Origin of the sequence: Saccharopolyspora sp. NPDC049357, from assembly GCF_040677225.1 — a bacterium.
In the GTDB taxonomy this organism is placed as follows: Bacteria; Actinomycetota; Actinomycetes; order Mycobacteriales; family Pseudonocardiaceae; genus Saccharopolyspora.
The window spans coordinates 99,914-121,110 of sequence record NZ_JBFAQJ010000009.1 but is presented as its reverse complement, the minus strand read 5'-3'; the positions used below and the strand labels follow the sequence as shown (position 1 = coordinate 121,110).

General features: G+C 70.4%; 17 protein-coding genes and 1 tRNA gene. 5 read left to right on the top strand and 13 right to left on the bottom strand.

The window, feature by feature from the left end; all coding sequences use genetic code 11:
- Nucleotides 1–318: 318 nt before the first annotated feature.
- Nucleotides 319–3,030, bottom strand: a complete 2,712-nt coding sequence (locus tag AB0J91_RS10465; protein WP_363866369.1) for a BTAD domain-containing putative transcriptional regulator — start codon at nucleotides 3,028–3,030, stop codon at nucleotides 319–321.
- Nucleotides 3,031–3,403: 373 nt separating this feature from the next.
- Between AB0J91_RS10465 and AB0J91_RS10460 the strand changes: the two genes are divergently transcribed.
- Nucleotides 3,404–4,438, top strand: a complete 1,035-nt coding sequence (locus tag AB0J91_RS10460; protein ID WP_363866366.1) for an ADP-ribosylglycohydrolase family protein — start codon at nucleotides 3,404–3,406, stop codon at nucleotides 4,436–4,438.
- Between the two features lie 6 nt (nucleotides 4,439–4,444).
- On the opposite strand, the gene AB0J91_RS10455 is transcribed toward AB0J91_RS10460, so the two are convergent.
- The 5 genes from AB0J91_RS10455 to ugpC form a co-directional block, all read right to left on the bottom strand.
- On the bottom strand, nucleotides 4,445–4,924 hold the full coding sequence (locus tag AB0J91_RS10455; protein ID WP_363866363.1) for an ion channel: 480 nt from the start codon (nucleotides 4,922–4,924) through the stop codon (nucleotides 4,445–4,447).
- A 37-nt stretch (nucleotides 4,925–4,961) separates the two neighbouring features.
- Nucleotides 4,962–5,828 (bottom strand): metal ABC transporter permease, encoded by an 867-nt coding sequence (locus tag AB0J91_RS10450; protein ID WP_363866513.1) that lies wholly within the window; start codon nucleotides 5,826–5,828, stop codon nucleotides 4,962–4,964.
- 8 nt (nucleotides 5,829–5,836) lie between these two features.
- The gene (locus AB0J91_RS10445; protein ID WP_363866360.1) at nucleotides 5,837–6,697 is read right to left on the bottom strand and encodes an ATP-binding cassette domain-containing protein; all 861 of its coding nucleotides are present in this window, start codon (nucleotides 6,695–6,697) and stop codon (nucleotides 5,837–5,839) included.
- Entirely contained in the window at nucleotides 6,694–7,782 is a 1,089-nt protein-coding gene (locus AB0J91_RS10440) for a zinc ABC transporter substrate-binding protein (RefSeq protein WP_363866357.1), read from the bottom strand. Before AB0J91_RS10440 ends, AB0J91_RS10445 begins: the two co-directional genes overlap by 4 nt.
- Before the next feature lie 242 nt (nucleotides 7,783–8,024).
- Nucleotides 8,025–9,122, bottom strand: a complete 1,098-nt coding sequence (ugpC, locus tag AB0J91_RS10435; RefSeq protein WP_363866354.1) for a sn-glycerol-3-phosphate ABC transporter ATP-binding protein UgpC — start codon at nucleotides 9,120–9,122, stop codon at nucleotides 8,025–8,027.
- Between the two features lie 187 nt (nucleotides 9,123–9,309).
- Between ugpC and AB0J91_RS10430 the strand changes: the two genes are divergently transcribed.
- Nucleotides 9,310–10,410 (top strand): LacI family DNA-binding transcriptional regulator, encoded by a 1,101-nt coding sequence (locus tag AB0J91_RS10430; RefSeq protein ID WP_363866351.1) that lies wholly within the window; start codon nucleotides 9,310–9,312, stop codon nucleotides 10,408–10,410.
- A 129-nt stretch (nucleotides 10,411–10,539) separates the two neighbouring features.
- On the opposite strand, the gene AB0J91_RS10425 is transcribed toward AB0J91_RS10430, so the two are convergent.
- The 7 genes from AB0J91_RS10425 to AB0J91_RS10395 all read right to left on the bottom strand — a co-directional run bounded on the left by AB0J91_RS10425 (nucleotide 10,540) and on the right by AB0J91_RS10395 (nucleotide 19,579).
- Nucleotides 10,540–12,129, bottom strand: a complete 1,590-nt coding sequence (locus AB0J91_RS10425) for a polyamine aminopropyltransferase (RefSeq protein WP_363866348.1) — start codon at nucleotides 12,127–12,129, stop codon at nucleotides 10,540–10,542.
- Nucleotides 12,126–12,551 (bottom strand): DUF350 domain-containing protein, encoded by a 426-nt coding sequence (locus AB0J91_RS10420; RefSeq protein ID WP_363793371.1) that lies wholly within the window; start codon nucleotides 12,549–12,551, stop codon nucleotides 12,126–12,128. Before AB0J91_RS10420 ends, AB0J91_RS10425 begins: the two co-directional genes overlap by 4 nt.
- A 92-nt stretch (nucleotides 12,552–12,643) precedes the next feature.
- Nucleotides 12,644–13,081 carry a DUF4247 domain-containing protein gene (locus AB0J91_RS10415; protein ID WP_363866345.1) on the bottom strand — a complete coding sequence of 146 codons (438 nt, stop codon included), beginning with the start codon at nucleotides 13,079–13,081 and terminating at the stop codon, nucleotides 12,644–12,646.
- A gap of 3 nt (nucleotides 13,082–13,084) precedes the next feature.
- The gene (locus AB0J91_RS10410; RefSeq protein WP_363866342.1) at nucleotides 13,085–13,696 is read right to left on the bottom strand and encodes a DUF4178 domain-containing protein; all 612 of its coding nucleotides are present in this window, start codon (nucleotides 13,694–13,696) and stop codon (nucleotides 13,085–13,087) included.
- A gap of 149 nt (nucleotides 13,697–13,845) precedes the next feature.
- Entirely contained in the window at nucleotides 13,846–16,395 is a 2,550-nt protein-coding gene (otsB, locus tag AB0J91_RS10405; protein ID WP_363866339.1) for a trehalose-phosphatase, read from the bottom strand.
- 130 nt (nucleotides 16,396–16,525) lie between these two features.
- Entirely contained in the window at nucleotides 16,526–17,977 is a 1,452-nt protein-coding gene (locus AB0J91_RS10400; protein ID WP_363866336.1) for a trehalose-6-phosphate synthase, read from the bottom strand.
- A gap of 153 nt (nucleotides 17,978–18,130) precedes the next feature.
- Nucleotides 18,131–19,579 (bottom strand): threonine/serine exporter family protein, encoded by a 1,449-nt coding sequence (locus AB0J91_RS10395; protein ID WP_363866333.1) that lies wholly within the window; start codon nucleotides 19,577–19,579, stop codon nucleotides 18,131–18,133.
- A 200-nt stretch (nucleotides 19,580–19,779) separates the two neighbouring features.
- Here AB0J91_RS10395 and AB0J91_RS10390 point away from each other — a divergent pair.
- The 3 genes from AB0J91_RS10390 (at nucleotide 19,780) to AB0J91_RS10380 (ending at nucleotide 21,191) form a co-directional block, all read left to right on the top strand.
- Nucleotides 19,780–19,852: transfer RNA gene (locus AB0J91_RS10390), tRNA-Thr, on the top strand.
- 241 nt (nucleotides 19,853–20,093) lie between these two features.
- Nucleotides 20,094–20,549, top strand: coding sequence for a GNAT family N-acetyltransferase (locus AB0J91_RS10385; protein WP_363866330.1), 456 nt, complete (start codon nucleotides 20,094–20,096; stop codon nucleotides 20,547–20,549).
- Nucleotides 20,550–20,714: 165 nt separating this feature from the next.
- Nucleotides 20,715–21,191, top strand: a complete 477-nt coding sequence (locus AB0J91_RS10380; RefSeq protein WP_363866327.1) for a DUF2127 domain-containing protein — start codon at nucleotides 20,715–20,717, stop codon at nucleotides 21,189–21,191.
- Nucleotides 21,192–21,197 lie beyond the last annotated feature (6 nt).

Here is a 21,197-nt window from a genome sequence, read left to right as displayed (position 1 = left end):
GTGGCGCGCGGAGTCCACAGCGCGGCTCAGGTTCCCGCACCCGCACCGCCCAGCAGGACGACCACGGTCAGAAGAAGAGAAGAAAACAGGCGCTCGGGCGGCTCCCCCGAACCGTCCGAGCGCCTGCACACCCCCACACCCGGGAGTCCCGGATGCCCTTGACCCCCTCGTGGTCGTCCCGACCGCGTACGGCCGGGACGACCGGGGCGACAATCCCCCCTTGGACTTCCCCCAGAGCCGCCCTTGTGCGGATCAAGCACACGGATTGATCCGCACGATCAAGTTCCCAGCCGGGACTACACGTCCGCTAAACGCGGACTAAACGCCCTGTCCAGCGATCTCGTCGAGGCGCTGGCGGACCTCTCTGACCTTGGGAGATCCCTCCATCTCGAAGATCGCGAGGGCGGTCTCCCAGCGGGTGCGCGCGACCGAGATCTCGCCGCGCAGCCTCGCCGCGTCACCGAGTCCGAGGTTGGCCGAACCCTGGCGCACCACCGAGCCGCACTGCCGGGCGACGTCGAGGGCTTCGTGGTGGAAGCGCTCGCCGTCGTCGAGCCTGCCGAGCTCGATGCTGACCTCGCCGCAGTTGTTGAGCACCATGGCCAGGGTTTCCAGGTCGTCGGCCTCGCGGTAGAGGTCCTCGGCCTCGCGCAGGTACCGCAGCGCGGCTTCCAGCTCGCCGTTGACCTGCTCGACCATCGCGAGGTTGTTCAGCGCGCCCGCCACGAAGTAGCGGTCGCCGAGCGAGCGGTAGACCTTGAGCGCGTCCTTGGAGTGCACCTTGGCCTCTTCGTAGCGGCGCAGCCGGAACAGCACGCTGGAGAGGTTGACCTGGGTCATCGCCAACCGCTCGGAATCCCCCGTCTGCACGGCGACCCGGTAGGACTCCTCGTAGTGCGCCAGGGCCTCGTCGAGGTTGCCGGATCGGGCGCAGGCCACGCCGAGACCGGCGGACATGAGCACCTTGCCGACGGGATCGCCGACGGCGCGGGCGGAATCGGCGCCGTCGGAGTAGACGCGCATCCAGTCCTCCCACGGGCAGCGGACCATCAGGTAGTTGAACTGCAGGCGGGCCAGCGGCCAGGCCAGGTCGTGCAGCCCGGCGGCGTTGGCGGCGCGGACCGCGGTGACGAGGTTCGGCCACTCGGCGTCGAACCACTCCAGGGCCTGCGAGCGGGACCCGATCTCGGGGTGGTGCTCGCTGGCGTCGGAGAAGTCGAGCTCGTCGCGGGCCGGGCGCAGGAAGCGGCGCGCGTGGTCGGCGGCGCACAGGTAGTAGTGCAGCAGCCGGCGCAGCGCCTCGGTGTCGCCTTCGCCCGCCGGGAGTTCGCGGGCGTAGGCGCGCAGCAGGTCGTGCATGCCGAACCGGTCCGGTTCCGGCTCGGTGACCAGGTGCGCGAGCGCCAGCGCGCGCAGCCGGCGCTGCGCGCCCGCCGGATCGGTCGAGCACAGCGCCGCCACCGCGTGGGCGGTGAAGGTCTGCCCGGGGACCAGGCCCAGCATCCGGAAGGTCTCGGCGTGCAGGGGCGGCAGGCTGCGGTAGGAGATGTCGAAGGCGCGGCGCACGCTGGTGTCGGCGTCGTCGTCGATGTCCAGCGCCTGCAACCGGGTTCGCTCGTCGGTGAGCTCGTGCACCAGGTCGGAGACGCCCCGCGCGGGGTTGGCGGCCAGCCGGGCGGCGGCGATGCGCAGCGCCAGCGGGAGTCCGCCGCAGAGCTCGGCGAGTTCGGCGGCGGCGTCGGGTTCGGCGGCGGATTTGCCCGGCACGCCCGCGCGGTCGAGCAGCTCGATGGCGGTCTCGGTGGACAGGGTCTCCAGCGGCAGCACCCGGGCTCCCGAACGCACCACGAGCCCGTCGAGCCGCCGCCTGCTGGTCACCACGACCATCGAGGCGGCGCTGCCGGGCAGCAGCGGCAGCACCTGGTCGGAGTCGCGGGCGTTGTCCAGCAGCACCAGCACCTTCCGCTTGGCCAGCAGCGACCGGTAGAGGGCGGTGCGGTCGTCGAGCTCGACGGGGATCGCGTCGGCGGCCACGCCGAGCGCCTTGAGCATGCTGGTCAGGGCCTCGCCGGGGGTGAGGGGTTCGTGCTCGGAGTCGAAGCCGCGCAGCGAGGCGTAGAGCTGGCCGTCGGGGAACTCCTCGGCGACCCGGTGCGACCAGGTCAGCGCGAGCGCGCTCTTGCCGACGCCCGCGGTGCCGGTGAGCACCGTGATCAGGCTGAAGCCCTCCTCGTTGGTCGCCCGCATCGCGTCCAGCGTCGACAGCTCCAGGCGCCTGCCGACGAAACCCGCCGGGGCGGGCGGGAGTTCGGCGGGCACAGGACGGCGGATCCCCAGGCCGGGTTCGACGCGGCTGGGGTGGTTGCGCAGCGCGGGGTCGTCGCGCAGCAGCTTCTCGTAGAGCTCGCGCAGTTCGGGGCCGGGACCGATGCCGAGCTCGTGGGACAACCGGTGCCGCAGCTCGTGGAAGCGGGCCTGCGCCTCCGCCCGGTGACCGGCGCGGTAGTTGGCGAGCATCAGCTGACCGGTGAGCCGTTCCCGCATCGGGTGCTGGTCGACCAGAGTGGACAGTTCGGCGATCAGCTGGTGGTGCCTGCCGAGTTCCAGGTCGGCGGCGATCCGCTCCTCCAGCGCCAGCAGCCGGAGCTCGTCGAGGTTGGGCGCCACCATCCGGTAGAGCCTGCTGCCTGCGATGTCGGCGAGCACCGGCCCGCTCCACAGCGACAGGGCTTCGGTGAGCAGGCGTGATCGTTCGGCGGGTTCGAGTCCGTGGGCGCGGTTGATGAGGTTGCGCGCGCGGTGGGCGTCGATCCGGTCGCCGTTGACGCGCAGCAGGTATCCGGGAGCCCGGGTGATGATCTCGGGGCCGTCGTGGCCGAAGAACTTGCGCAGCCGCGAGACGTAGCCCTGGATGATGGTGCGCGCGCTGGCGGGCGGTCCGTCGTCCCACAGCGTGTCGATCAGCCGGTCCATCGGCACGACCTGGTTGGGCTCCAGCAGCAGGCAGGCCAGCAGCGCCCTAACCGGCATGCGCCCCGTTTCGAGGGGGACGCCGTCGAGGTGCACCTCAAGCGGACCCAGCAGGCGGAATTCGAACCCTGCGGTCCCCTCTAAGCTGCCGTGCGGCGTCATCTTCACCCAAATTCGACTTCCGGCCCGTCCCCCGCGCCCGACACACGGTAGCGATCAGCCCTGCACGCGAGGCCGAGGCGTTCACCAGGCTCACACCAATGGAGTATGCCCGAAATGCCAGGTGGAAGATCCGATTCCTCTTCTTCGCGCGCGTTCGTGCAGGGCGCGAGTCCCGGAACCTCTCCCAGCGGGAAAGGCGGGCAAGTAAAGTCTGAGAGCGTCGATCACCCGAACGAGTGGCGCGCAGGACGCCGCGGAAGGAGCACCACCCTTGCCGACGACGTCCACAGTGGTCGATCGGGCGGTGGGCTGCCTGCTCGGCGGCGCCCTCGGCGACTCGCTCGGCACCCTCGTGGAGTACGCCCCGCTGGAGGACATCCGCGCCGAGTTCGGCCCGAACGGGCTCACCGAACCCGCTCCCCAAGCGCTGCTCGGCGACGCCACCCAGATGGCGCTCTTCGCCGGTGAGGGCTACCTGCACGCGTGGACCACGGGCAACAGCGGCGGGCAGTGGCGACCGGTCGAATCCACCGCCGCAGCGCTCCGGCGCTGGCTGCTGACCCAGCAGGAGGACAAGCCCGCCCCCGGCGCCACCGGACTGCTCGCCGAACCCGAGCTCTACGTCAGCCGCGCACCCGGACTGACCAGCCTGCGCGCGCTCGAAGAACCCGAGCTGGGCACGCCGGACCGGCCGCGCAACACCTCCAAGGGATGCGGCGGCCTCGACCGCAGCACCCCGATCGGCTTCTCCCCCACGCCCGAGATGGCCTACCAGCTGGCCTGCCAGTGCGCGTCCCTGACGCACGGCGGCGTCGGCGGCTGGGCCTCAGCAGGCGCGCTGGCGCTGATCGTGCACCTGGTCGCGGTGCAGCAGCGCCGGTTGCCCGCGGCGGTCGACCAGGCCGCGGGCCGGGTGCTGCGGGAGGACTTCGAGACCGCCAACGCCCTCGCGGAAGCCGCCACCCTGGCCCGGCTCGGCGCCAGCGTCGGACACATCGAACGCCTCGGCCAGGGCTGGGTGGGCCCGGAAGCGCTGGCGATCGGCGTCTACTGCGCGCTGGCCCTGCCCAAGCCCGAGCAGTTCACCGACGCCATCCGGCTGGCGGTCAACCACTCCGGCCACAGCGATTCCACGGCGGCGGTCACCGGCAGCATCCTCGGTGCCCGCCACGGCACGGCCGTCCTGCCCCGCCCGTGGCTGGCCCGGCTGGAACTGGCCGACGTCATCGAACGCATCGGTCACGACCTCGGCGCCTCCTGCTCGGGAGAGCACTTCAACGAACGCCGCTACCTCGGTCTCGCCTGACCCCGCTCACTTCTCCTGCTGCGCAGGCAGGGTTGGTCGGAGCACGGCGAGGGCTGTGCCGAGGTAGGCGATGTTGAAGGCGATGTGCAGCGCCACGAGGGCCCTGGCCGGTTGGCTCACGGCGTGGATGTCGCCGAAGCCGACCGTTCCCGTGATCGTCAGGGAGAAGTACAGCGCATCGGTCTTGGTGCTCAGCCCCGCCACCGCGTCCGGGAAGTGGGCGGCCATGGCGTAGTAGGCCGCCGCGAAGAACAGCACCGCCAGGTAGAAGGCCGCCACCACCCAGGCGATCGACGTGCGTCCGGAGCGGAACCCGCGGACCTGGAAGTAGATCAGGGCCGCGATGACGACCAGACCGATCGCGAAGCCGGCCACCGCGAACACCGTGCTCTGCAGACCGTGCACGCCGACCGGCAGCAGGTAGTAGCCGATGGTGCACAGCACCACCGCGATGGCCGTGCTGGCGAGGTTGTACGTCCTGGGCACGGCCGCCAGCGTCGGTCAACGCCGACGACCGCGCCAGTCAGGCCGGGACGGGAGCTCGGGATGCCTGGGCGAGTCGGCGGGCGCCAACGGCCCGGCAGACGAGGTAGATCACGAACGAGATGATCGTGACGAAGGCGCTCACCGGGGCTCCGGGAGCCAACGAGAGCAGGATGCCGCCCAGCACCGCGACCTCCGCGAACAACACGGCCAGGACCGTCGCCCGCACCGGGCTCGCGGTCACCCGCGCGGCGGCCGCTCCGGGCGTGACCATCAGGGCCAGGACCAGCAGAGCGCCGACGGTGTAGACGCCCAGCGCCGTCGCGACGCCGACCAGCACCGCGAACAGCGGGGTCAGCACGCGGGTCGGCACGCCGCGCGCGGTCGCCACGTCGGGGTCGACGCTGGCGAACAGCAGCGGCCGGTAGACGAAGGCCAGCACCAGAAGCACGACGATCGCGGAGCCGCTGAGCAGCAGCACGTCGGAGGAGTCCACCCCGACGATCTGCCCGACCAGCAGGCTGAACTTGTTCGCCGTGCGTTCCGGGTTCAGCCACAGCAGGAACACGCCCACACCGAGGCCGAAGGACAAGATCGCGCCGATCACCGAATCGCGTTCGCTGTGCTTCTGCCCGAGCAGGCCGAGCAGCAGCGCGGCCACCACCGCGCCCGCCAGCGCACCGACACCGACGCTCGCGCCGACCAGCAGCGCGGCGGCCGCGCCGGTGAAGGCCAGTTCGGCGGTGCCGTGCACGGCGAAGGACATCTTGCGGGCGACCACCAGCGGCGCCAGGCATCCCGACACCAGGCCGAGCGCCGCGGCGGCCAGCAGCGCCTGCTGCACGAACGGGTAGCCGAGCAGGTCGATCATGGTGTCGAAGTCGAACACCTTGCTCAGCGACTCCATCACGTCGTTCACGCTTCTTCCGCCCCCACCACGTGGTGATCGTCGTTCTCGGCTCCGGCCACGACCAGCCGCCCGCCGACGCGCGCGACCTCGACGTCGGTGCGGTAGAGCTCCGAGAGCGTTCCGGAGTTCATCACCTCGTCGGGAGTGCCGATCCGGAACCGGCCGTCGACCAGGTACAGCACCCGGTCCACCAGCGGCAGCACCGGGTTGATCTCGTGCGTCACGAACAGCACGCCCGCGTCGGTGCGGCGGGCCTGCTCGGCGATCAGCCGGGAGACCTTGCGCTGGTGCGAGAGGTCCAGCGACAGCAGAGGTTCGTCGCACAGCAGCACCGACGGGTCGCTGACCAGCGCCTGCGCCACCCGCAGCCGCTGCTGCTCACCGCCGGAGAGCAACCCGACCGGCATCTTCGCGTAGTCGGTGGCCTCGACCGCGCGCAGCGCGTCGGCGACCCGGCGCTTGCGCTCGCGGCGACCGCCGAAGCCCAGGCCCCAGTGGTGCCCGTCGAGACCGAGGCCGACGAGGTCGCTGCCGCGCACGGTCACGTTGGCTTCCAGCGCGCGCTGCTGCGGGATGTAGCCGATCCGGTCGCTGCCGCGCCGGGCCGGTTCCCCTCCGATGTGGACGGTCCCGGAGTTGAGCTCCTGCAGGCCGAGCAGCACGCGCAGCAGGCTGGTCTTGCCGGACCCGTTCGGGCCGAGCACGGCCACGAACTCGCCCGGCGCGACGTCCAGGTCCAGCCCGGACCACAGGGTCCGCTCGCCGTAGGCCAGCGTCGCGCCGCGCAGCGAGACGGCCGGAGACCCGGCGGCGGCCTCAGCCGCCACCGGGTCCGGGGTGGTTTCCGCGACTTGTTCCGAGGTCATCGGTTGAGCGCACCTTGCAAGGCGGTGATCTGCGCGTCCATCCACTGCACGTAGCTCTGGCCCTGCGGCAGCGTCTCGGTCAGCTCGACGACCGGGATGCGCTGCGCGTCGGCGGCGGCGCGCACGTTGCGGGTGACCGGCGATTCGGTCTGCGGGTTGTAGATCACGGCAACGGCCTGGCGGGCGTTGATCGCGTTCTGGATGTCGGCGACGGCGGCGGCCGACGGGTCGGTCTCGGCCTCGATGGCGTTGACGAACGAGGGCGGGGTCACGTCGTTGAGCTTGGCGGCCTCGACCATGTAGTGCGCGACCGGCTCGGTGACGATCACCGGCTTGCCCTGGTGAGCTGCGGCGATCTCGCCGACGCGGCTCTCCAGCCCGGCGACCTGCTGCTCGAACGCCGCCGCGTTGGCCTCGAACTCCTGGGCCTTGGCGGGCTGGATCTTGCCGAGCTCGGCGGCGACCTTGTGGGCGACCTCGTGCACGGCGTGCAGGTCGTACCAGACGTGCTCGTTCACGGAGTGGTCGTGCCCGGCGTGCTCGCCGGCGTGCGGCTCGCCCTGCGGCGGCGCGGGCTGCTCACCTGCGTGCTCGTCAGCGTGGGGTTCACCGGCGTGGGGCTCACCGGCGTGCTCGCCCTGCGGCGGCGCGGGCCGCTCGCCAGCGTGGGGCTCACCAGCGTGCGGCTCACCGGCGTGTTCGCCCTGCGGCGGCGCGGGCTGCTCGGATTCGACCGCCTGCACGGTCGGCTTGGGGTTGTCGCCCAGCACCTGGGTCATGAACTCGTCGTAGCCGCCGCCGTTGAGCACCACCAGGTTCGCGTCGCTGATCTTCGCGGCGTCCTGCGGGCTGCTCTCGTAGGAGTGCGGGTCGGCTCCGGCGTCGCTGATGATCGACTCGACCTCCACGGCGTCACCGCCGACGGCCTGCGCGACGCTGCCCCACACGCTCGTCGACGCGACCACCTTGATCTTGTCGTTGGGCCCGGGAGCTGCTGTCTCACCGGAGGAACAGCCGGTCAGCGCGATGGCGCCGGCGGTCAGTCCGGCTAAAGCGGTCACAGCGGTGCGGCTGCGGACGGTCATGGATGCACTCCCGGGTGATCAGGTCAGGACGCTTTCGAGCGACTCCAGATGCGAACGGTAACGGAAACCGTTGTCAACTACAGTCTAAGCACCCTTCAGCCGAACGCTCCAGCCCCAGATGCATTCCCGAACGCGACATCGACCACATGCAGCAACAACGCCCCCGCCCGGAAACCGGGCGAGGGCGTTGGCGCGATCACCGACCCCGCAGGAGACGGCGGTGATCGAGCTGCTTTCGGATATCAGGCGGCGGCCAGGCGTTCACCCGTTTCGGGGTGGAACAGGTGCACTTCGCCCGCGTCGCGCAGGGCGACCTTGACCTGCTGGCCCAGGGCCGGAGGCGTGCGGCCGTCGGCGCGGACCACGAAGCGCTCCGAGGAGCCGCCGACCGAGATCGAGCCGTGGATCAGCGCGTCCGCACCGAGCTCCTCGACCAGCTCGACGGTCATGTCCAAACCGTCGGCCTCGCTGGAGGTCAGCTCCAGGGCCTCCGGGCGGACGCCGAAGGTGACCTCCTTGAGGTCGCCGGCAGCGGCCAGCGCCTCGCGGGACAGCGGAACCGTGGTGCCGTCGAGCACCGCGCCCTCGCTGGTCAGCTGGACCGTCTTGAGGTTCATCGCCGGGGAGCCGATGAAGCCCGCGACGAACGCGTTGGCCGGGTTCTCGTAGAGCTCGCGCGGAGTCGCCACCTGCTGCAGCAGCCCGTCCTTGAGCACCGCCACGCGGTGGCCCATCGTCATCGCCTCGACCTGGTCGTGGGTGACGTAGATGGTCGTGGTGCCCAGCCGCTTCTGCAGCGCGGCGATGTTGGCGCGGGTTTCCACTCGCAGCTTCGCGTCCAGGTTGGACAGCGGCTCGTCCATCAGGAAGACGCTGGGTTCGCGGACGATCGCACGTCCCATCGCGACCCGCTGGCGCTGACCGCCGGAGAGCGCCTTGGGCTTGCGGTCCAGGTACTTCTCGAGGTCGAGCATCCGCGCCGCCTCGGTCACCTTCTCGTTGATGACCGCCTTGGGCGTCTTGCGGAGCTTGAGCGCGAAACCCATGTTCTCGGCGACCGTCATGTGCGGGTAGAGCGCGTAGGACTGGAACACCATCGCGATGTCCCGAGCCTTGGGCGGAGTGTTGGTGACATCGTTGCCACCGATGGAAATACCACCCTCGTCGATGTCCTCAAGTCCGGCCAGCATGCGCAGCGCCGTGGACTTTCCGGAACCGGAGGGCCCCACCAGAACGAGGAACTCGCCATCAGCGACGTCCAGTTCCAGCTGGTCAACCGCCTTGACCGGCGGGCTGCCGGGGTAGACGCGGGAGGCGTTGACGTACGCGACCTCAGCCATTTGTGACACCCTTCACTACAATCGGTCCCCGAGAAAGTAGCGTCGTTTTGACCGAACGTCACCCCACCGACTGTCCCAATTCCGGAGCGTGATCACTCCGCGTCGCTCCGTGTTCATCATTCGAACATCAGTGGGACGTAGGTCATGCTCGCTTCACGCTCGGGTTCTGAACCGTTACGGTTCCTCCATGGCGCGGTCAACGAATGCCCGGCGGCCTGCGACCCTCGCGTCGCTCGCTGCGGAACTCGGGGTTTCCCGGACGACGGTGTCGAACGCCTACAACCGTCCGGATCAGCTGTCCCCTGAGCTGCGCAAGCGCGTCTTGGAGACGGCGCGGCGGCTCGGCTACCCGGGGCCGGACCCCGTCGCACGCTCGCTGCGCACCCGCAAGGCGGGTGCCGTCGGCCTGCTGCTCACCGAGAACCTCTCCTACGCCTTCCGCGACCCCGGCGCCGTCGGATTCCTGGAAGGACTCGCTCTCGCCTGCGAGGACGCCGGCCAGGGCCTCACCCTCATACCGGCCAGCCCGGAGCGCGAGGACGTCGCGGCGGTGCACCGCGCCGGTGTCGACGGGTTCGTCGTCTACTCCGTTCCCGAAGACGATCCGCACCTGGCCGCCGTGCTGGAACGCCCTGTGCCCGTGGTGGTCTGCGACCAGCCGCGCCTGGACAACCTGGACTGGGTCGGACCGGACGACCGCAAGGCCATCAAAGCCGTCGCCGACCACCTGATCGGACTCGGGCACCGGCGCATCGGCGTGCTGTGCATGCGCCTGGCGCGCGGCCGCAACGACGGCCCGGCCACCGTGCAGCGGCAGGCCAACGCCAGCTTCCACGTGCAGAAGGCCCGCTTGACAGCGCTCGCCGAGGAGTTCAGCGAAGCCGGCGTGGACTGGACGACGGTGCCCGTGGTGGAGCGCTTCGACCACACCCTCGACTCTGGCGCCTCCGCCGCCGCTCAGGCGCTGGAGATCGACCCGGAGATCACCGCGCTGGTGTGCACCTCCGACATCCTGGCGCTCGGCGCGCTGCGCGAGGCCGGGAACCGCGGTCTGCGCGTGCCGGAAGACCTGACCATCACCGGTTTCGACGGCATCCCGGACGCCGAGCGCGCCGGGCTCACCACGGTCCGCCAGCCCTGGCTGGAGAAGGGCCGCGCGGCGGGCCGACTCCTGCTGGAGACCGCCGAACCGAGCCGTCCCCGGCACATCCAGCTCGAAACGCAGCTGATCACCGGCTCGACGTCGGGTCCGCCCCGCTCCGGCGAGGAGTTCTGGTTCGGACCGTAGTCCCTGACCAGCCCTATTCGAATTTCGCGCGAAATTTGAACGCCAAAGTTCGGACTCGAATTTCGCGCGAAATTCGAATTCCCCACCCGGCGGGGTGACTGCCCGTGTGAACCCGGCCAGCTGCGCGGGTCAGTAGTTGGCCCACTCGCCCTGGGCGTAGTCGAGGATCGTGGGGTGCATCAGCGTCGAGGGCGTGAGATCCGGGAGCCGGGCGCGGTCCGGCGGGAAGGTCTGGGCGGCGCGCAGGGTCTCGGCGTCGAGCGAGCGCAGCGGCGGAACGTCCTGCGGCAGACGCGGTTCCGGCGGTTCCTCCCCCTGCGTGAACAGGTGGAACCCCCACTCCCCGAACGCGGGAACCGACACCTCGTAGGGCGTGGTGCGCAGGCCCAGCGAGCGCAGCGTGGCCTCGACGCACCAGTACGCCTTCGGCGCGAAGTACGGCGACCCCGCCTGCACGACCGCGCGGGCGTGATCGGACATGGCCTGGGAGACCAGGCCGTAGAACTCCGCCGAGTACAGCTTGGCCGTCGCGGTCGAGTCCGCGTCGGGCATGTCGACCAGGACGACGTCGTAGCGCTCGCGATTCTCCCGCAGCCAGCTGAAGGCGTCGCCCGCCACCGCGCGCACCCGCGGGTCGTCGAAGGCGTTGCGGTTCAACGAGGACACGCGCGGGTCCGTGCGGGCCAGCTCCAGCACCGCCGGGTCGAGGTCGACCAGCGTCACGTCCCGGACGTCGGGGTAGCGCAGGATCTCCCGCAGTGCCAGGCCGTCTCCGCCGCCGAGCACCAGGACCCGCCCGCGCGGGCCGTTCATCGCCGGGTGGACCAGCGCCTCGTGGTAGCGGTACTCGTCGACCGAGCTGAACTGGAGATCGCCGTTGAGGTACATCCGGGTGTCCTTCGCCCCGCTCAGCGACACCGACTCGGTGAGCACCACGTCCTGGTAGGGCGAGCGCTCGGCGTGCACCACGGGGTGGGCGTAGAGCGCCTGCCGCGCGGTGACCTCGAAGTCGTCGGCGTACGCGTACGCCCCCAGCAGCAGACCGCCGACCAGCATCGAGGCGCCGATCAGCAGCAGCCGGGCGCGCTTGGTCAGCTCGCGGCGGAACACCGTGAGCACCAGTCCCAGGCCGGCGGCGGCGTTGAGCATCCCGACCAGCAGGGCGCCCTGCACCTGCCCGAACAGCGGCAGCAGCAGGAACGGGAAGGCCAAGCCGCCCACGAGCCCGCCGACGTAGTCGGCGGCGAACAGGTCGGCCACCGCCGAACCCGCGTCCTGCCTGCGGATGCGCTGCAGCAGCACCATCAGCAGCGGGATCTCGGCGCCGATCAGCAGTCCCAGCACCAGCGCCGTCGCGATCAGCGCCGGGAGGTACAGGCTCAGCCACGCGAACGCCGCGTACAGCCCGAGGACGCTGAGCCCGCCGAGCAGCGCCAGCAGCAGCTCGATGCCGGCGAAGGCGGCGGCGGCCCACGGTTGCAGGGGTTTCGCGGCCAGCGCGCCGATGCCCATCGCGAAGACCATCAGCGACAGCACGATCGACGCCTGGCCGATGGTGTCGCCTATCAGGTAGCTGCCGAGCGCGACCAGCGCGAGCTCGTAGACCAGTCCGCACGCGGCGCAGACGAACACCGCCACCAGCACCGCGAACCGCGCGGTGCGGCCTCGCGGTGCTTCGGCGGTCTCGTCCTGCGCCGGAGCGGCTTCGGTGGTCGTCAATAGATCGCTGCGGCCATGAGGACCGCGAGCACGACGTGCGCAGCAGCCGACACCCAGGTGGCCGGGTGCATGTTCGGCGAGGCCAGTTCGTCACCGAGCTTGCCCGGCGTGATGGCATCGATGAGCAGGAACGACAGGCTCATCAGCACCAGTCCGAGCAGGCCGTAGGCGACCGTGCCGACCAGGCCGAGCAGCAGGTCGTCGGCGCTGGCCATGATCGCGGTGGTGAGGATGACCCCGACGCCGAGCAGTCCGGAGACCAGCAGCAGCGCGGCGTTCGGGTTCCGGTTGACCCAGATCAGGTCGCGCAGCTTGCCGGGGGTGGCGAGGTCGACGAGCACGTAGCCGAGGGCCATCATCGCCACGCCGATCACCCCGTAGGCGACCGCGGCGAACAGGCCGGCGAGCAGTTCGTTGAGCAAGGTGGTGTGCCCTTCCCGTGTCGTGGTGCGTCAGCGCGGGAGCCCGGCAGGAGCCGCCCGCGGAGGTCGTGGTCGGTGCGCGAGTCCGCTCATCATTTGCCGACTCCCGGTCCGCCGCCGCGGAAGCTCTCGCCGCGCGTGGACGTCCAGCCCCACACGTGCCCGACGTGGCTGTGGTAGCGGTGGTAGGCGCGGTCGGCGTCCATCAGGTGGATGACCGAGCCGGCCTGGTGCGGCTGGATGATCACGGCGTCGTCGGAGTAGCGCAGGTAGGTGCCCGAGGCGTCCGAGGACTGCGCCTGCGGACGCCACTTGGCGGTGATCTCGGCGGCGACGGTCTTCGGCGGCTTCGGGCTGGTGTAGGCCTCGTTGTCGTCGTCACCGGCGATGTCGAGGTGCGAGGCGCGCGTGTAGTTGTTCGCGACGTAACCGCGCGCCCCGCCGCCACCGGCGAAGATCATCACGAGCCCGACGATCAGGGCGATCACCACGGCCACCGCCGCGATGACGATCCAGTACCTGGGTTTCATCGATCAATCCGCCGTCGGGTAGATGAGCACGTCGTAGCGGCCGAGCTTCTCGCCCGCGGTGGCCTCCCACGCGGCGCCGCCGTAGGACTCGAAGCCCAGCAGCGCGCCGTCGGAGGTCTCGTAGTCGTGGTAGCGCACGGTTCCCTCCGCATCGAGACCCGTCGTGGCCTCGCTGCGGAAGTTCGCCGAACCCGACTCGCCCGAGCGGTAGGTGCGGCCGTCGTGCTCGACGGTCGGCTCACCCGGGGCGCCGACGCCGGTGACCGGCGTCCACAGCGTGAGGATCAGGTCCGGGTCCTCCTCGACCGCCAGCCACACCTGCGTGCCCTTGGCGTCGTCGAGCAGGTGCTCCGACCAGCCCCAGCCGCCCTCGTCGAGGCGGAGGCTCCCGCGCACGGTGTAGGTGGTCGAGCGGATCTCCACGATGTCCCCGGCCTTGAGCGCACGGGGATCACCTCGCAACGAGTCCTGGTCGCCGGTCCCGAAGGGGTCCTGCGGCACTCCCGCCCGGGACTCCCCCTGCCGGGCCGCCCGCCGCGCTCGCATCCCGAGCACCACGGCGACGACCGCGACCACGACCAGCAGCAACACCAAGACGACCAGCAGCACGGTCATTCCGGTACGCCCCTTCCGCACGTTTTCGCGCCGAGGCTATCGCCCGGAGATCACCCGAGTGGCCCAAAACCCCGAAACGTGACCAACGACGGCGGAAAAAGCGAACGGGCCGCTCACCGAAGCGGTGAGCGGCCCGTTCCGGGGGTTGTTCAGGCGGACAGCAGCTGGGCGCAGCGGATCAGGCCCAGGTGCGAGTACGCCTGCGGGTGGTTGCCCAGGGAGCGCTCCGCGATCGGGTCGTACTCCTCGGACAGCAGGCCCGTCGGCCCCGCGGTGTCCACGATCTGCTGGAAGAGCTCCTCCGCCTCGGTGCGGCGACCGGTGAGCAGGTAGGACTCGATCAGCCACGCCGCGCAGAGGTGGAAACCGCCCTCGTCACCTGGCAGACCGTCGTCCCGCCGGTAGCGGTACACGGTGGAGCCGCTGCGCAGCTCCGCCTCGATCGCGGTGACGGTGGCGCGGAACCGCTCGTCGGACGGGTCGATCAGCCCCGACAGCCCGACGTAGAGCGATGCCGCGTCGAGGTCGGAACCCTCGTAGGCGGTGGTGAACGCCTGCACGTCCGGGTGCCAGCCGTTCTTCACCACGTCCTCGGAGATCTGGTCGCGCAGCGAGACCCAGCCGTCCTCGACCTCGCGGCCGTAGGCCTCGGCGATCTTGACCGCGCGGTCCAGGGTCACCCAGCACATCACCTTGGAGTAGACGTGGTGCCGGGGCGCGTCGCGCTCCTCCCAGATGCCGTGGTCGGGCTCGAACCAGCGCTTGCTGACCGCGTCGGCCATCGCCGTGACCAGTTCCCAGTCGTTCTCCCGGACCGTGCCGGTGGCCTGCGCCAGGTGCGCGATGAGCTCCACGACCGGACCGAACACGTCGAGCTGGACCTGCTGGTCGGCGAGGTTGCCGACGCGCACCGGACGGGATCCGGCGTAGCCGGGCAGGCTGTCGATGACGGCCTCCGGGCCCAGACCGGTGCCCTGCAGCGAGTACAGGGGGTGCAGCCGCTCCGGGCCGGGAACGGACTCCAGCACCCGGTGCAGCCAGTCCAGGAACCCCTCCGCCTCGGCGTTGGAACCCAACGTGACCAGCGCCTGAGCGGTCATCGCGCCGTCCCGCAGCCAGCAGTAGCGGTAGTCCCAGTTGCGGACGCCGCCGATCTCCTCCGGCAGCGAGGTGGTCGCGGCCGCCATGATCGCGCCGGTGTCGGAGTGCACCAGGCCGCGCAGCGTCAGCGCCGAGCGGGCCACCAGTTCGCGCTCGACCTCCGGCAGCGACAGGGTCTTCATCCACTCCGACCAGTACGCCTCGGACTCGGCCCGGCGGGCGGGCTCGTCGGTGGGAGTGAGGTCTTCGGTGCCGCCGCGCATCTCCAGCACGACCGGCTCGCCCTCGGTGAGCTCGATGACGGCCTTCGCCGACTGGTGCACGCCGTCGGAGGCGATCTCCCACTGCACGCCCGGCGAGTACACCACCATCGGCTCGGAGGTGCCCTGCACGCGCAGGCCCCCGGCCTCCGGGGTGATGCGCACCGGCACCTGGCCGAACTCGGGACGTGGCGCGAACTCCACCGACACCGTGGTGCTGCCGCTGAGGACCCGCACCAGGTCGGTGCGGTGGCTGTCGGTGCAGTGCGCGAGGTAGTCGGTGACCAGCAGCCGCGACCAGCGCGTCTCGACCGTCATGGTGTTGGGCACGTAGCGCTGGCCCAGCGGGAGCGGGCTGCGCTGCCCGCCGTTGCCGCCGACGTGCGGGCGGATGCTGAAGTGACCGGCGGCGGGCCCGCCGAGCAGGTCGGCGAACACGGCTGCCGAGTCGGGACCCGGGTGGCACATCCAGGTCACCCGGGCGTCCGGGGTGACCAGGGCGATGTTGCGCTCGTTGGACAGCATGGTCAGCCGCTCGATGGGCGGCGCCTGCTCGCCGTAGAGCCAGGTGCGCCGCTCCTCCATGAGGAACGCCAGCACGGTGGCCACGTCGGTGGTGCTGCTGATCCGGTGCGCGGCCAGCGAGTCGCCCTCGCCGACCTTGATGCCCAGGTCAGGCCCCTGGAGCCGGGCGAACGCCTTCTCGTCGGTGACGTCGTCGCCGAGGAAGATCGCGGCGGTGGCGCCTACCTGGTGGCGCAGCGCGTCGAGGGCGTTGCCCTTGTCGGTCTGCACCACGGCCAGCTCGATGACGGCCTTGCCCTCGGTGACCTGCACGCCGTCCCACTGCGCGGGACCGTTGCGGACGGCGTCGAGGACGGACTCCGAGACGTCGTGCTCGGCGCGGCGGACGTGCACCGCGACGCTGGCGGGCTTGGCCTCCAGAGTCACGCCGGTCTGGCCGCGCACGATGTCCTGGACGGCCACCTGGAGCTCGGTGCGCAACTGGGTGGCCTCGGGTTCGAGGCCGTGCACGAAGCCGACGTCGAACTCGGATCCGTGGCTGCCGACGAGGTGGACCTCGGCGGGCAGCCTGGACAGGGTGGCCAGGTCGCGCAGCGCGCGACCGGAGATCACCGCCGTGGTGGTGGCGGGCAGCGCGGCGAGCGACCGCAGCGCGTGCACCGATTCGGGTAGCGGTTTGGCCTGAGTCGGATCGGCCACGATCGGTGCGAGCGTGCCGTCGTAGTCACAAGCGACCAGAAGTCGAGGCGTCCGCGCGAGCTGCACGATCACGCGTCGCAGCTCCGCAGGCAGGGCTTCGGCGGTCAACGCCATACTCCTTGGGGGCGGGTCAAGTCTGGATGGATCGATCCGGTTCGCCGCGGCGATGACCGACTGCTGGCGACCGGTTCTGCTCAGTATCGCCGACGAGGTGCGATCCGTGTTCCGGACCGGTTACCGCCGGCTACTCCACGAGGGGTGCGCCCAACGCTTCGAGGAACGACCGCGCCCAGCGGTCGACGTCGTGCGTGAGCACTTGCCTACGCAGAGCGCGCATCCTACGGCGACCCTCCGCCTGGTCGATCTCCAGGGCGGCGAGCAGCGCGTCCTTCACGCCGTCGAGGTTGTGGGGGTTGACCAAGAACGCGCTGGTGAGTTCCGCGGCGGCTCCGGCGAATTCGCTGAGGACCAGTGCGCCGCCCAGGTCGTAGCGGCAGGCGACGTACTCCTTGCAGACGAGGTTCATCCCATCGCGCACCGGGGTGACGACCATGACGTCGGCGGCGGCGTAGAGCGCGACGAGGTCCTTCTTGTTCACCGACGTGTGCAAATAATGCACGGCCGGGTGACCGACTCGCCCGAAGAGTCCGTTGATCCGGCCGACCTGACCTTCGATGTCCTCGCGCATCTGCTTGTAGTGCTCGACGCGTTCCCGGCTGGGCGTGGCGACCTGGATCATCGTCACGTCCTCGGCCTTGATGTGGCCCTCGGCCAGCAGCTCGTGCATCGCGTGCAGCCGCACGTCGATGCCCTTGGTGTAGTCCAACCGGTCCACGCCGAGCATGATCTTGCGGGGGTTGCCCAGATCGGCGCGCAGCTTCTTGACGCGCTGCTGAACGTCCTTGCTGCGCGCCAGCTTGTCCAGCTCGGTGGAGGCGATGGAGATCGGGAACGCGCCCACCCGCACGGTCCGGTCACCGACCTGCACGACACCCGGCCGGTTGCGCACGCCGACCTGGCCGCGGCTCGGCTCGAAGCCGGCGAGCCTGCGGGCCAGCCAGAGGAAGTTCTGCGCGCCGCCGGGCCGGTGGAACCCGACCAGGTCGGCGCCGAGCAGGCCGCGCACGATCTCCGTCCGCCACGGCAGCTGCATGAACAGCTCGACCGGCGGGAACGGGATGTGCAGGAAGAAGCCGATCCGCAGGTCCGGCCGCAGTTCGCGCAGCATCGCGGGCACCAGCTGGAGCTGGTAGTCCTGCACCCACACGGTGGCGCCTTCGGCGCTGACCTCCGCGGCGGCTTCGGCGAAGCGGCGGTTCACCCGCTGGTAGGCGTGCCACCAGGAGCGGTCGAACACCGGCGGCACGACCACGTCGTGGTAGAGCGGCCACAGCGTGGCGTTGGAGAAGCCCTCGTAGTACTCGGCGAACTCGTCGGCCGACAGCCGGACCGGGTACAGCTGCATCTCGTCGTCGTCGAAGGGCTCGACGTCGACGTCGGCGACACCCGGCCAGCCGACCCAGGCTCCGCGACGAGCGCGCAGGAACGGCTCCAACGCGGTGACCAGACCACCCGGGCTGTGCTTCCAGCGCTCGGTGCCGTCCTCCAGCTTCTCCAGGTCGACGGGAAGTCGGTTGGCGACCACTACGAAGTCCGCCCGGTTGGAACTCCTGTTGGGCCCGTCGCCCTCGCTCACCGGAAACCCTCCTGCCGTGTATCCACCTGTAGTTGTGAGGCTACTTAACCCGCACCGCCGCCGCGTGCTTCGTGTGGACCAAACACACCCGCGTGTTTCGGTCCGGATGGGGCCTTAACTTCGTTCCCGTTGCGGAACGCGGCAAGTCGGCGTTCAGTCCAGGCGCCGCCTGCTGGGGCGCAGCGGGCCGGACAGCCTCGGCCCGGAGATCCGCCGCTCCAGCCGGCCGAGCCTGCTGCGCACCGGCTGCGCCAGGTACTCACCGAGCACCACGCCCGCACCGAGGGCGAGCCCGGTGGCCACCGCCAGCATCAGCGTCGCCACACCGGTCGGGCTGCGGAGCACCGACAGCTCGAACAGACCCCGGTAGGTCGCCAGACCGGGCAGCAGCGGCGACACGGCGGAGACCGCGACGACCAGCGCCGGGATCTCCAGCCGACGGGCGACGATGCCGCCCGCGAAACCGACGACGGTCGTCGCCACGGCCCCGGCCAGCACCGGGTTCAGCTCCACGCCGCCCGGCACGATCAGCGTCGCGTGCACCCCGGCCGCCACCCCGCCGCCGATGCCCGCGATCAGCAGCGGGCGCGGCGGCGCGTAACTGGCCAGCGCGAAGCACGCCGAGGTGGAGGCACCGGCGAGGATCTGCACCGACAGCAGCAGCGCCGGCGTGCTCACCTGGGCTCTGCCCAGCGACTGGGCGTCCAGCCCGGCCACGTTGTCGCCGCCTATGCGCAGTCCCACGTACAGCGCCAGGACCACACCCGCGATCAGCCCGGCGGTCATCATCGCCAGTTCGGCCATCCGGCCCGCCGCCGTGACGTTGTAGCCGGTGATGGCGTCCTGCATGGAACCGACGACGGTCATTCCGGACAGCAGAACGATGATGCTCGCGGCGATCGCCAAGGGCGGGTCGTGCAGCATCCCGGCGGCGTAGGCGCCCAGCGCGAGGCTGGTGGCGATCGCGCCGCCGACGGCCTGCTGGAAGAAGAACGGCAGGGCCCGCTTGTTGAGCAACCGCCCGATCCGGTCGACCAGCGCGGTGGTGCCCGCGGCGACCAGCGGCAGGAACGGGTCCTCGCCGCCGCCGAGCAGCACGGCCAGCGACGCGGCCATGCCCGCCCAGGCCAGGGTCGCCACCCAGCGCGGGAACGGGTGCGGGGCGGTGGTGATCCGGTCCAGCTCGGCGTAGGCGTCGCTGGCGCTGATCTCGCCCGCGGTGATCCGCCGCAGCAGCTTCTCGACGTCGGCGAGCCGGGTGTAGTCGATGGAGCGGTTGCGGACCACGCGCAGCGAGGTGATCGGCGGCTGCTCGGTGCCCCGGTAGCAGGAGACGGTGATCGACGTGTAGATCACGTCGACCTCGCAGTGCGGCAGACCGTAGGCGCTGACCACGCCGATGATGGTCGCGGTGACGTCCGAGGCACCGGCACCGCTGGCCATCTGCACCTCACCGATGCGCAGGCCGAGGTCCAGGACCAGGTGGACGGTTGACTCGTCGGGCAGCGAGGGCCCGAAGACGACGTTGCGAGAGCCCGGGACGATCGTCTGCTCGGGGTCGCGCCGCCGCAGCACACCACGCGCGCGCTGCGTGATTCCCACCGCGGTCTTTCCTTCCTGCCGCACCCCGCGAACGGGGCGCCGCCGTGGCTGATCTTCCCCTCGGGCATCGCCTGTCATGAGCGGACCGTTGCACTCGGCATCTGTGGCTTCCATCACCTGGTCGTCGAGGCAAGCGCGGCCGCTTCCCAGCACGGGTGCGGCGGCGCTTACGATGTTCGCGCACACATCGTTCGTGCGTCGCCGCTGTAGCTCAGCTGGTAGAGCGCCCGCCTTGTAAGCGGATGGTCAGGGGTTCGAGTCCCCTCAGCGGCTCCGAGCGTACCTGACCAGGGCTTTTAACTGACCGGGTACGGCTGTGTCCGTTCCGCCACAGCCGTCGGGGTGAAATTTGGTCCCGAGACCAGCAAAAATGTAACGAACTGCCCCCAACCTGCGATTACGACCTGGTTTTTCGACGACCGAAGATCACTTCCACAGGGGCGCTGGACATCGGACGACCTCGACCTATACCGTCCCAGCGGATGTCGATCGTGAATTCTGGTGGGGTTTGCTCGTGCGCATTATCGTTGACGATCTGACAGGTCCGGAGATCGAGGCTTTCCTGCACGGCCATCTCAGCGAGATGCGGGCGATCTCCCCTCCCGGGAGCACGCACGCGCTGGAGCTCAGTTCCCTGCGCCGACCTGGGGTGACGTTCTGGTCGGCGCGCGAGGGGAGCGCGGTGCTGGGCTGCGGAGCGATCAAAGAAATCGATCTTGAGCATGCCGAGGTCAAATCAATGCGAACCGACCCCGGGCACAAGAATCGCGGAATCGCATCTCACCTGCTGAAGCACATCATCGGCGAATCGAAACTCATGGGCTACACCCGGCTGAGCCTCGAAACGGGTTCCGCCGAATTCTTCGAACCGGCGCGCAAGCTCTACCTCAAACACGGCTTCGCCTACTGCGAGCCGTTCGCCGAATACCGCAAGGACCCCAACAGCGTCTTCATGACCAAAGTCCTCTGACCCACCGGGCAGGGGCTCCCCGGGCGGTCTTGGTCCGAACCGACCGGACGAAGCGGACATGATCTCGGGACGGTTCGGACCAGAACTGCCCGACTCCCCTCGCGCGAACTCAGAGCCCCGGCGGCTCCGCGCGTCCGCCTCGGCGATGCGGCGCATCATGGGGGCGTGGGCGCTGAGGCGACGATGACCGATCGGCTGTTCCGCGCGGCCGTGTGGCTCAAGGGGCTGGACGCCGTGAGCCAGCTGGCCGGCGGCGTGCTGCTGATCTTCTTCCCGCCGCGCGCGCTGACGCGGATCGCGCACGGGGCGGTGACCCGCGACCTCCTCGGCCCGCCGACCGGTCCGCTGGCCGGGCACTTCGAGGAGGCCGTGCGCCACTTCACCGGTGGCGCCCGCGCTTTCGTGATCGGCTACCTGCTGGTCCACGGCCTGATCAAGCTCGTCCTGGTCATCGCGCTGCTCCGCAAGGCCGTCCGCTGGTACCCGGCCGCGATCACCGCGCTCGGGCTGTTCGTGCTCTTCGAGCTCGTCCGCGGTGTGCAGACGCACTCGTGGGTGCTGCCGGTGCTGACCGTGCTGGACATCGTCATCATCGTGCTGGTGATCAAGGAATACCGGGAGTTGCGCCGAAACCCCGCCTGACGGAAC

Bases quoted from the DNA above. Each gene is read 5' to 3' on its own strand.
- AB0J91_RS10465 (WP_363866369.1), bottom strand. From the start codon at position 3,030: ATGCCGGTTAGGGCGCTGCTGGCCTGCCTGCTGCTGGAGCCCAACCAG.
- AB0J91_RS10450 (WP_363866513.1), bottom strand. From the start codon at position 5,828: ATGGAGTCGCTGAGCAAGGTGTTCGACTTCGACACCATGATCGACCTG.
- AB0J91_RS10445 (WP_363866360.1), bottom strand. From the start codon at position 6,697: ATGACCTCGGAACAAGTCGCGGAAACCACCCCGGACCCGGTGGCGGCT.
- AB0J91_RS10440 (WP_363866357.1), bottom strand. From the start codon at position 7,782: ATGACCGTCCGCAGCCGCACCGCTGTGACCGCTTTAGCCGGACTGACC.
- ugpC (WP_363866354.1), bottom strand. From the start codon at position 9,122: ATGGCTGAGGTCGCGTACGTCAACGCCTCCCGCGTCTACCCCGGCAGC.
- AB0J91_RS10430 (WP_363866351.1), top strand. From the start codon at position 9,310: ATGGCGCGGTCAACGAATGCCCGGCGGCCTGCGACCCTCGCGTCGCTC.
- AB0J91_RS10415 (WP_363866345.1), bottom strand. From the start codon at position 13,081: ATGAAACCCAGGTACTGGATCGTCATCGCGGCGGTGGCCGTGGTGATC.
- AB0J91_RS10410 (WP_363866342.1), bottom strand. From the start codon at position 13,696: ATGACCGTGCTGCTGGTCGTCTTGGTGTTGCTGCTGGTCGTGGTCGCG.
- otsB (WP_363866339.1), bottom strand. From the start codon at position 16,395: ATGGCGTTGACCGCCGAAGCCCTGCCTGCGGAGCTGCGACGCGTGATC.